Genomic DNA, 2,010 nt, shown 5'->3' on the forward strand with positions numbered 1-2,010 from the left:
ATTCAATGCAATTAGTGATCCAGTAGTAACAGTTGATAAAGCGATTGATTGTGCTACGGGAGAAGATATTACAGTAACGTATACCTCAACAGCTGCATTAACAGCAGACTTTGCTATCAGTGGAGCGAATACAGGATTTACGGCTACGAATACTACAGGAGTATTTACTGGTTTAGCTGAGGATGTTTATGAGATTACAGTTACCAATCCAACAACAGGATGTGTACTTACCACGAGTCATCAAGTAAATGCAGAGCCTACGTTTAATATTGATATTAGTTTAGATAGCAATGTTGTTTGTTTAGGAGATACTAATGGAAGTATATCTTTTGATTTTGCTAGCAGCAGTCCATATGCAGGTACTTATGATTACCAAGTAATGGATACGAATGGTACAGCGGGTACAGGAGATGATACAGTTGCAAGTTCAGCTACAGGAGTTACAGGTTCTACTACAGTAAATACATTAGGAGCAGGAACTTATTATGTAACTGTGACTATGACAGCAAGTCCATTCTGTCCAGTAGTTTCACCAGAGGTTACAATCAGTGAGCCAACAGCAGTATTAGACTTTACTACAGTTGATGGTCCAGTGAGTTGTAGTGGCGGAAGTGATGGAAGCATTACAGTAAACGCTACAGGTGGATGGGGCAGCTACGAATATGAATTAGCAGATGCAGCAGGAACAACGGTTATTACTGCTTATGGAACTAATAATGTATTTAGTGGTTTATCAGCAGGGACTTATACTGTAAGAGTACGCGATGCAAATGGTTGTATTGATGAAGATACAACAACGTTAGCAGATCCAGTACCAGTAACATTTACATTAACGAAAGATGATAATGCATGTGATTTAACAGGAGGCGGAAGTATTACGGTAACCGCAGTTGGAGGAACGGGCGTGTATACTTACATTTTATTAGATGGAAGTAGTACAGAGATTCGTAACCAAACAAGTAATGTGTTTACAAACTTACCAGCAGGTACTTATACTGTTGAAGTAGTTGATAGTAATAGCTGTCCAGGTACAAGTCCAAGTCCATCAATTACATTATTACCGAACTTAGAGTTTAGTTTAACAGAGACTAAGAAGTTAGACTGTACAGCTAGTCCAGATGCTACAGTTGAGTTATCGATTAGTTCAGGTTCTGGAAGTTATGAATATGAAGTTTTTGATAGTGGAGCAGGTACTATAGTAGCACGAGTAGCTATTGCAGGAAGTACCGTTACCTTCTCAGTGTCTACAGCAGATACATATACAGTAAATGTTTATGATGTTGGCGCAACACCAAACTGTTCAAGAACAAGAGATATTACAATTGATCCAATAATCAATCCTGTGTTTACAGCAGTTGCAGTAGACAATGCGAATTGTGATGGAAGTAGTGCGGGAGTTATAGAGATGACTGCTACGGATAATGGATTATTACCATTAAGTTATACGATTAGTCCAGATCCAAATACAGTTGGAAGCATTACTACGAATCAGTTTACAAATTTACCACCAGATACGTATACGATTACGGCTACGGGAAGTAATGGATGTACGACTGTTTCAGGACCAATAACTATTACAGAGTTAGCCCCAGTTTCATTTACAGCTTCACCAGTTGTAACGGAATTTGGTTGTACGACTGCAAATATTACCGATGCAGCAGTTGTAACGGTTAATACTGCAGATGTATCAGGCGGAAGTGGAACGTATGTTAGAGCTGTATTTACATATACTCCAGCAGTTGGAGCAGTAGAGACACAAGACAGCGCAAGCTTCACATTCTCTACGACTAACACATCAGGAGGTACCGTAAGTATTGATGTTTATGATGATGAGGGTTGTACGGCAAATACAAGTGTAAACATTGCAGCATTCAATGCAATTAGTGATCCAGTAGTAACAGTTGATAAAGCGATTGATTGTGCTACGGGAGAAGATATTACAGTAACGTATACCTCAACAGCTGCATTAACAGCAGACTTTGCTATCAGTGGAGCGAATACAGGATTTAC

Annotated in this window: 1 protein-coding gene; it reads left to right on the forward strand. The window is 39.3% G+C overall.

The window, feature by feature from the left end:
- Positions 1–2,010 (forward strand): SprB repeat-containing protein (locus ACOSP6_RS00440; RefSeq protein WP_422095676.1); only part of this gene is annotated, 2,010 nt, incomplete at both ends.

The sequence above is a fragment of the Tenacibaculum sp. MEBiC06402 genome (genome assembly GCF_049239625.1).
Lineage (GTDB): Bacteria > Bacteroidota > Bacteroidia > Flavobacteriales > Flavobacteriaceae > Polaribacter.